General features: G+C 40.2%; 6 protein-coding genes and 1 pseudogene. 2 read left to right on the top strand and 5 right to left on the bottom strand.

The annotated features are described in order from the left end of the window. Positions 1-18 precede the first annotated feature (18 nt). The gene (gene uvrC / locus PL11201_RS23105; protein WP_079681207.1) at positions 19-1,878 is read left to right on the top strand and encodes an excinuclease ABC subunit UvrC; all 1,860 of its coding nucleotides are present in this window, start codon (positions 19-21) and stop codon (positions 1,876-1,878) included. 13 nt (positions 1,879-1,891) lie between these two features. Here the strand turns inward: uvrC and PL11201_RS23110 are convergent, their stop codons facing one another. The 5 genes from PL11201_RS23110 to PL11201_RS23130 form a co-directional block, all read right to left on the bottom strand. Further along, a complete protein-coding gene (locus PL11201_RS23110; protein WP_079681208.1) occupies positions 1,892-4,711 on the bottom strand; it encodes a PAS domain S-box protein in 2,820 nt (939 codons plus the stop codon). A 32-nt stretch (positions 4,712-4,743) separates the two neighbouring features. Beyond that, on the bottom strand, positions 4,744-5,772 hold the full coding sequence (locus PL11201_RS23115; RefSeq protein WP_079681209.1) for a BMP family lipoprotein: 1,029 nt from the start codon (positions 5,770-5,772) through the stop codon (positions 4,744-4,746). Between the two features lie 130 nt (positions 5,773-5,902). Continuing rightward, positions 5,903-6,496, bottom strand: coding sequence for a 3-isopropylmalate dehydratase small subunit (gene leuD / locus PL11201_RS23120; RefSeq protein ID WP_079681210.1), 594 nt, complete (start codon positions 6,494-6,496; stop codon positions 5,903-5,905). Positions 6,497-6,650: 154 nt separating this feature from the next. Next, a complete protein-coding gene (leuC, locus tag PL11201_RS23125) occupies positions 6,651-8,054 on the bottom strand; it encodes a 3-isopropylmalate dehydratase large subunit (protein WP_079681211.1) in 1,404 nt (467 codons plus the stop codon). A gap of 264 nt (positions 8,055-8,318) precedes the next feature. Further along, positions 8,319-8,501 carry a hypothetical protein gene (locus PL11201_RS23130; protein WP_079681212.1) on the bottom strand — a complete coding sequence of 61 codons (183 nt, stop codon included), beginning with the start codon at positions 8,499-8,501 and terminating at the stop codon, positions 8,319-8,321. A 288-nt stretch (positions 8,502-8,789) separates the two neighbouring features. Here PL11201_RS23130 and PL11201_RS26585 point away from each other — a divergent pair. Beyond that, positions 8,790-9,287 (top strand): annotated as a pseudogene (locus PL11201_RS26585) (TIGR03985 family CRISPR-associated protein); the annotation flags it as partial.

Below are 9,287 nucleotides of genomic sequence, written 5' to 3' on the forward strand. Positions count from 1 at the left end.
TCAAGTCTCAATCTAATTATGCCATCTGTTACAACTTCTCCTCTAGTTAAAGATCCTGAACGGTTAGAAAAACAGTTACGAGATATTCCTCCGGTTCCGGGGGTGTATTTAATGCGAGATGGTCAGGATAATATTCTTTATATTGGTAAGTCTAAAAAATTGCGATCGCGGGTGCGCTCCTATTTTCGAGAACAGCATCATCACACACCCAGAATTTATTTAATGGTGCAACAAGTTACCGAAATAGAGTTTATTATTACCGATACAGAAGCAGAAGCCTTAGCCTTAGAAGCAAATTTAGTTAAACAACATCAACCCCATTTTAATGTTTTGCTCAAGGATGATAAAAAATATCCATATTTATGTATTACTTGGTCGGAGGATTATCCGCGAGTTTTCATTACTCGTAAACGTCGTTTAGGCAATATTAAAGACCGTTATTATGGCCCCTATGTGGATACTCAGGTATTAAGAAATACGTTGCATTTGACCAAACGAATTTTTCCCCTGCGTCAACGTCCTAAACCGTTATTTAAAGATCGTCCTTGTTTAAATTATGATATTGGTCGCTGTCCGGGGGTTTGTCAACTGTTAATTTCCCCTGAAGATTATCGAAAAATTGTGCAAAAAGTGGCGATGATTTTTCAAGGGAGATCGGGGGAATTGGTTGATCATTTAACAGAACAAATGGAACAAGCCTCGGAAGCCTTAAACTTTGAAACGGCGGCGATAATTCGGGATCAAATTCAAGGGTTACAGTCTTTAAATGCGGATCAAAAGGTGTCTTTACCCGATGATCGGGTTTCCCGTGATGCGATCGCCTTGGCAGCTAATTCTCAACAATCCTGTGTGCAGTTATTTCAAATTCGCGCCGGAAAATTAGTCGGACGGTTAGGGTTTACCGCCCAAGTTCCCCCGGAGTTAAAATTAACGGAAATGGGATTAATTTTACAACGAGTTTTAGAGGAACATTATCAATCTGTTGATCCGGTGGAAATTCCCAATGAAATATTAGTTCAATATGAGTTACCCGATGAATCTATTTTAACAGATTGGTTGGGCGATCGCAAGGGAAAAAAAGTCACAATTTTAACCCCCCAACGTCAGGTTAAAGCTGATTTAATTGAGATGGTAGAACGGAATGCGAAATATGAATTAGAACGGGTACAAAAGTTAAGCGATCGTAATACCTTAGCCCTAGAAGATTTAGCAGCAATTCTCGATTTACCCGACATTCCCAATCGTATAGAAGGTTATGATATTTCCCATATCCAAGGGTCAGATGCGGTCGCCTCCCGGGTGGTTTTTATTCAAGGTTTACCCGCCCCACAATACTATCGTCATTATAAGATTAAAAACCCCACGGTTCACGCCGGACATTCCGATGATTTTGCCAGTTTAGCAGAAGTGATTGGGCGCCGTTTTAGAGACTATGGGACTTCAACAGATAAACCGGATTTAATCATGATTGATGGGGGAAAAGGTCAACTTTCGGCGGTGGTTTCTGTCTTAGAAGAACTGAATTTATTAGAGGAAATTCGCGTAGTTAGTTTAGCCAAACAACGGGAGGAAATTTTTTTACCTGGGGAAAGTTTACCCTTAGAAACTGACACGGAACAACCGGGAGTTCAACTATTAAGAAGATTACGAGATGAAGCTCATCGGTTTGCGGTGAGTTTTCATCGAAATCAAAGGACTCAAAGAATGAAGCGATCGCATTTAGATGACATTCCAGGGTTAGGACATCATCGTCAAAAATTATTATTAGCTCATTTTCGTTCCTTAGAATATATTAGAATCGCCACCCCAGAACAGTTAGCTGAAGTGTCAGGAATTGGGCCAAAATTAGCCCAAGAAATTTATAATTATTTCCATTAAAGTAGTGAACCCTTCAGGGTTCAGACAGCCCTAAAGGGCTTACTACTTTTTGGTGTGAGGGAATTTCAATAATAAACTCTGTTCCCTGACCTAATTCTGAATTACATTGAATTGAACCTTTGTGTTTTTCGACAATAATTTGATAACTAATTGATAACCCTAACCCGGTTCCTTTGCCGACAGGTTTGGTGGTAAAAAAGGGGTTAAACAAGTTAGATTTAATATTTTCCGACATTCCCACACCATTATCTGCAATTTTTATCCTGACTCTATTTTGATCAATCAATTCAGTTTCAATCGTAATTTGATCGGAATTTTGCTGATTGATAATAGGGAAATTATTACTAGAATCTTGTAAAGCATCAATAGCATTGGAAATTAAATTCATAAACACTTGATTTAATTGTCCCACATAACATTCTACCAAGGGAATATTACCATATTTTTTAATCACCTTAACCCCTCGATGTTGAACATTTTCTTTTAAACGACTTTGTAAAATCAATAACGTATTATCAATTCCTTCATGAATATTAACTTCCTTCATTTCGGCTTCATCCAACCGGGAAAAATTACGAAGGGAAAGTACAATTTCTCTAATCCGGTTCGATCCCATTTTCATGGAATTGATAATATTCGGAAAATCTTCAATTAAAAAATCGAGTTCAACCTCCTCCACAAAATCAATAATTTCAGCCGAGGGGTCGGGATAATGAGTTTGATAGATGTTGATTAAAGTTAATAGGGTTTCTGTATATTCTTGAGCATGAATTAAGTTTCCATAAATAAAGTTAACCGGATTATTAATTTCATGGGCAACCCCAGCCACCAATTGACCCAAACTCGACATTTTTTCTGCTTGAATTAATTGGGTTTGGGCTTTGCGAAAATTAACTAGGGCAATTTCGGCTTCTTCTTTGGCTTTTCGTAGAGCTTCTTCCGCCTGTTTTCCATCAGTTATATCAGTAATTGTACCAACATAACCAATAATTTCTCCATCAGAATTTATCTCCGCAGCAGCTTGACCATAAACCCAGGTAATTTTGCCATCAGGACGTTGTAGGCGATATTCAGAATTAAATTGAACTTGATTTTTAGCACAGTCTTCCCAGTTTTGAAAGACTTGGATTCTATCTTCGGAATAAATAGCTTGCAACCAACCTTTTCCCCTTGTTTTTTCTGGAGTTAATCCCGCAATTTCACACCATCTTTGATTCACATAAAGACAATTCCCCTCGGTGTCAGCATGGAAAATTCCCACCGGAGAAACTTCTGTTAATGTTGCATAACGTTTTTGAGTATTCTGCAATATTTGTTCCGTATTCCTTTGTTCCGTGACATCTACACCCACACTGACAATATAGTCAATTTCTTTGGCTTCATTCAGGAGAACAGTATCCGACCAACTAATAATTCTTTGATCTCCGTTTTTGGTGTTCCAACGGGCTTCGTAATATTTAGGAAATTGATCAATCAGTAAAAAGGCAAAATTCGCTTTAACTTTAGAGGCTTCCTCTGGGCTTAAAAATATATCCCAAACATAGCGATTTCTAATTTCATCAAAGCTATATTGAGTGGTTTGTTCAAAGGCGCGATTAAATCGGATAATTCGACCTTTTGCATCCATTAAAATCACTAAAGCTCCAGCGATATCTAAAATAGCTGAAATAAAACTTCGTTCTTTTTCAATAGCTGCAAATAACTCATCGATTTGAGTGGTCATTTGATTAAAAGCGGTGGCTAATACGCCTAATTCATTAGAACACTGCACATCAACTTTGGTTTTCAAATCTCCTTGACTAATTTTGATCACTGCGTCGGTTAATTGTTTGAGGGGGAAAATAATTTGCCGACTATGAAATATTCCGATACCCGTGGCAAACCCTGTAATTAAAATAACCGTTAACCCCATCACGAAAATCATCTGATAAATAGGAGCATAGGCTTCTTTAATCGGAAGTTCAACGACTAAAAACCAATTCACACTAGGAATCATTGCTGTCGCGCCCAAAACCTCTACATTTTTCAATCCTAGATAACGATTTATCTTTGGTTTTTTATGATCTAAAGCCTTTTGAATAGAATCAATAATGGTATAATTTTTTAAATTCTGAATATTAAATATTTTAGACCTATTTTTAGAAGCCGTAAAGACTCGATTTTGTTCATCCACAAGATAAACATATCCAGTTTTACCCACTTGAGTCTGAGACAGAATAAAACTGAGAAAACTTAAGTCAATTTCAGCGAATAAAACCCCATTAATCTGATCAAATTGATCTCGAATGGGAACGGACATCACCATTTTATATTTTCGATCATGAGGATCAAATTCAATTGTTCCTACATAATCTTCTTGTTGTTTAAACGGTCGAATAAATAACGGAGAATCGGTATAGTTTTTATTTAAGGTTTGATCATCAGTGAGTATTGATGTTACCACCTCTCCTTGAGAATTTAAGATAGCCACCAAATGATAAGCGTCATTATGACGAACTAATCCTTCTATCAAGTTTTTTTGAATATCTGGGGGTAAATCAGTTAAGCCTTTAACCCGGGCTAAAAAATTTAATTTTCGTTGGAGATCATCTAAATAGTTATTGATTTGATAGGCTATAACTTGCGATCGCTCTCTTTGTAGAGATTGTAACTGCTTCATCTGAGATTGATAACTCAGATAAACCAATAATCCGCCACTGCTTAAAACACTAATCAATCCAACAAGGAGTAAACTCCTACGGAGTTGCTTGGCTAGGGAAAAAAACCGGGGGGTGGAAAAGGAAAAAGAACCCCCAAGCCTAGATAAAAAATGATGTTTCTCTGCTTGACTCATGATTTTTCCAATAACAGGGAAATGATCTATTTTTATCTATTGTAATCTGTTGTTAGCCCAGAAGGAGTAATATCGATTTTTCCCGTTACTATTTGCTGTTTGATCTGATTAAATTTGGCTTCTTCTTCGGCTGTTAACGTGCCTCTAAAGGGGGCAAAATCATAAATTTGTTCCCGTAGTCCATATTTATATTGTTTACCTTCCCAGCGTCCTTGCTGAACTAAAGTGGCAATTTTTAAGACTAATTCAGGAACATTCTGTAGAACACTGGTTAAAATTTTACCCTGGACTAAATTATATTGATCTTTCGTCCAACCAATCCCATAAACCTCTGGTTTTTCACTGGCTAACTTTAAAGCTGGAATTCCCGCTTCATCTGCGTTAATTGCCATAATATCTACTCCTTTTTCCAACCAATCTAGGGCAACTTTATTGCCTTTTTCTGCATCCGTCCAAGTCTGTAAGAATTGAGTATGAACTTCAATATTCGGTTTGGTTGCGGTTGCACCCCGCCTAAATAATTCTGCTTCTTCTTGATAAACGGGGTAATCATATCCCACCATGTAACCAACTTTATTGGTTTTGGTTTTTATTGCAGCTAATACTCCGGCTAGATAACCTACTTCCCCGGAACGAAAAGCCACCGCTCCCAAATTTTTATTATTCCCAGAATAGCTTGTCACTAAAGCAAATTTGATTTCTGGAAAATCTTTAGCCACCTTTTCCATTGCTTTAATATAACCACCACTATGACCAATAATTAAATCATATCCCTGTTGGGCATAGCGACGAATTAAGGCTTCACTATCAGTTTCTGGAACATTTTCAGTATAAGTAATTTCAGCATTATATTGTTTTTCAATTAATTTTAATCCTTCATAATTAGCTTGACTCCAACTCCCATCTTCTATAGAACCGGAGAAAATACTCGCCACTTTAAATTGACTCTGGGAATCGGAGGTTGTCAATTGTTCTTGATTCCACTGACTACAACTGACTATCATCACTAAAGTGATTATTCCTAATAGGATATTGGTCAATAATTTTGGTGTTTGGAACATAAAATTCCTGGGGGTTGAGGTGAATTACGAATATTGTAATTGCACCCTTATATTCTTTTTGTCTGATGTTAACAGAGTTTTTTAATAAAAACAACAAGGAAGCTTAACGCCTCCTTGCCATTTTTGACCTTTAACTTGCCCAATTCAGATAGGGTAATTTTGTGGCTGTTGCTCGAATTTGCTCAACATTAGCAATTAATTGTCCGCAACTATCCCACATTCCAGTAATAAAAGATTGGCGAGAACCGGCATTCATATTCACATCAATAGTTAAGTCCCCACAGTGGACTTTCATGGATTCCAAATCCAGGTTAATAGCTGCTTTAGGATTAGCTTTTAATGCCTCTTGAACTGCTTTAATGGCTTCTGGTTCAGCCGTGAAACAGGGAATCCCAATTGAGACACAGTTTCCCAAGAATATTTCGGCAAAACTTTCTCCAATAATAGCTTGAATCCCCCATTTGGCAATGGCTTGGGGGGCGTGTTCCCGGGAGGAACCACAACCAAAATTAGCATTAACTACTAATAGATTTGCCCCTTGATATTCGGGCAGATCAAAGGCGTGTTTCCGTTGCATTTGTTGGCGATCATCAGCAAAAACCTGTTCCCCTAATCCATCAAAGGTAACACACCGTAAAAACCGAGCTGGAATAATCCGATCGGTATCAATATCACTGCCAACTAAAGGAATACCATTTCCCGAAATACTTTGAATTTTACTCATGGTTTAAATCTTGTAATTTGTGTTAAGAATTGACCCCAACCTACAAATGAAGCCGAAAATCTTTGCTTTACCCTGAGATTAGATCCCCCTAAATCCCCATTAAAAAGGGGGACTTTGAAGTCCATTACTAAGGGGGGCTAGGGGGGTGAAGTGCTTATAATAACTCCCGTACATCCGTAACTACACCGTTAACCGCCGCAGCCACCACCATGACCGGACTCATTAACAATGTGCGACCGTTAGCGGAACCCTGACGGCCTTTAAAGTTGCGGTTAGAAGACGATGCACTCAGTTGATTTCCCTGTAACTTATCGGGGTTCATCGCCAAACACATGGAACATCCAGCCTCGCGCCATTCAAAGCCCGCAGCTTCAAAGATTTTATCCAGCCCTTCGGCTTCGGCTTCGGCTTTCACCCGTTCTGAACCCGGCACCACAAAGGCTTTCACCCCACTAGCGACTTTCCGACCCTGGGCAAATTTAGCCGCTTCTCGCAGGTCACTGAGGCGGCCATTGGTACAACTGCCAATAAAACAGACGTCCACTTTTGTCCCTTGAATTGGGGTTCCGGGGGTAAATTCCATGTATTGATAGGCTTCTTTGGCCACTTCCCGATCGGTTTCCGTAATCTCCTCTAAAGTAGGAATTAACTCATTAACGGCCATTCCCTGTCCGGGGGTAATTCCCCAAGTGACGGTGGGTGCAATCTCGGTGGCATTAAATTTGACGACATCATCATAAACCGCATCCGTACTACTACGGATACTATTCCACCAAGCCACGGCTTTTTCCCAGTCCTCCCCTTTGGGGGCAAAATCTCGACCCTGTAAATAGTCGTAGGTCACCTGATCGGGGTTGACATAGCCGCATCGGGCGCCTCCTTCAATGGACATATTACAGATCGTCATCCGTTCTTCCATAGACATCGCCTCGATGGTGCTTCCAGCGAATTCATAGGCGTAGCCCACGCCGCCTTTTACCCCCAAGGTGCGGATGATATGCAGCACCACATCCTTTGCGTACACCCCAGGTGGCAGTTCTCCATCGACTTGAATGCGGCGGACTTTCAGTTTTCCTAACGCCAGGGTTTGAGACGCCAGCACATCCCGTACTTGGGAAGTCCCGATCCCAAAAGCGATCGCCCCAAATGCCCCATGAGTTGAGGTGTGGGAGTCGCCGCAGGCAATAGTCATCCCCGGTTGGGTTAACCCCTGTTCCGGTGCGATGACGTGGACAATCCCTTGATTCCCAGAACCGATATTGTAAAAACGGATACTATGTTCTTGACAACTTTGTTCCAAGGACTGCATCATTTCTTCTGCCAAGGTATCCACAAAGGGACGAGCTTGGTTATCGGTGGGAACAATATGATCGACTGTGGCGACGGTGCGTTCAGGATATAGGACTTTGAGGTGGCGATCGCGCAACATGGCAAACGCCTGGGGACTGGTGACTTCATGGATCAGGTGCAAACCAATGAAAAGTTGAGTCTGCCCTGATGGTAGGGTGCCAACGGTATGCAACTCCCATACTTGATCAAATAGTGTTCTTTCGCTCATAGAATCTGAAAAATAACTGCGTTTGTAACGCTCTCTATACTGGTATTTATTCTAGCGGTTAATGGATCTGTGGTGTTAAGTCTTGGGAATAACTTAATGTTTAGGGGGTGATAATAAATATTAAAATCGGATAAAAAAGTTTTTGTTTTTTCTAAGATTTGTTGGGATGAATACTCTAGGGAGGGGTGTTCATCCCAACAAAGATTTGACGATAATCCAACACCCTATGTAAATTCTGAACAGCTTACCTCACTCCCATTATATCTAATTCGGAGGAACAATCGGATCATTTTCACTCGGTTTACGAACTTGAGATAGAATGATAAATGATGGAGAAGAATTAGCTATTTTAACTATAGAATGACTTCCAACATGAGTGATTATTCCAGAATATTCAGGCAAAAAAACAGTCCCATTGATAACAAAAGATAACAGAAAAGTTAACATGATTTTATCGTCTCCATTCAAGTAAAAAAACACGAAAAATGTGCATCACAAATGCTTCCATTGCTTTTGTCATTTATGCCTAAACAGTAAGCAGCAGAAACTAATTAAAAATCCAGTAGTGTTATTCCTAAAAATTGTCCGGTAGCAACAGGGAAGACAAGATTAGAAATACGGTTGAAAGATGTGTGGTTGTTGAGTAGCAGGTCGAAAATAGCAGAATCAACCCATGGAGTACCTTGAGTCCAATGGGTCTATTATCATTATATGTTGAATTGAACCCTTCTACAAATGTTCATGTCCTGGGACTATCCCCCGACCGCAGAACTCTTGCAATACCTGGCCGGGGGACGACTAGCCCGTCGATTCCATCGAGCCGTAAGATTATGGGTATTATTACATTGTTTATATGGTCAGGAGTCCCGTTGGATTATCCATTTACCCCAACCCTTTACCTATCCTGACCTCCGAAACCATTTGTTTTCGGAAAAACACCCCAAAAGCGATCGCCTCAAGGTTCAGAACATTCTGGCCGAATGTCGGGACGACTTCTGTATTTGCCACCGCTCGGTTATGGACTTACTCCAGAATCATTTCTCTCCTGAAACCTGGGGGGAATGGGAGCAACAGTTACAAACCCTGACCGGATGGTCAGAAACCGAACTTCACCAACAGTTACAGGGTTATCCCTTTGCCACCGTCCATCGTAGCCTGCGGGATGATCTCAAATGCTTAACCGACCTGGGATGGTTGGAAAATGGGGGAGCGGGGGGAGTAGGGGGAGTAGGG

It is taken from the genome of Planktothrix sp. PCC 11201, from assembly GCF_900009135.1.
Classification (GTDB): domain Bacteria; phylum Cyanobacteriota; class Cyanobacteriia; order Cyanobacteriales; family Microcoleaceae; genus Planktothrix.